This window comes from Streptomyces sp. SAJ15 (assembly GCF_007595705.1).
Classification (GTDB): domain Bacteria; phylum Actinomycetota; class Actinomycetes; order Streptomycetales; family Streptomycetaceae; genus Streptomyces.
Genome location: NZ_NISY01000056.1, coordinates 1 through 257, shown reverse-complemented (window position 1 = coordinate 257; position 257 = coordinate 1). Strand labels below are relative to the sequence as shown.

Annotated in this window: 1 protein-coding gene; it reads left to right on the top strand. The window is 72.8% G+C overall.

The window, feature by feature from the left end:
* The coding region (locus CD790_RS34300) for a putative PEP-binding protein (protein WP_313956577.1) at positions 1 to 257 on the top strand (257 nt) is incomplete at both ends.

Here is a 257-nt window from a genome sequence, read left to right as displayed (position 1 = left end):
GAGCGTAAGGCGGCGTTGGCGGCCTCCAGTGGTCCCGGTGCCACGTCCGACGGGCACAAGGTGCCGTTGCTGGCCAACATCGGCGGCCCGGGGGACGTGCCGGCCGCCGTGGAGGCCGGGGCGGAGGGCGTGGGCCTGTTCCGCACCGAGTTCCTCTTCCTCGACGACAGCCGCAACGCCCCCTCCGAGGCCAAGCAGATCCACGCCTACCGCAGCGTCCTGGAAGCCTTCCCCGAGGGCCGCGTGGTGGTACGCGT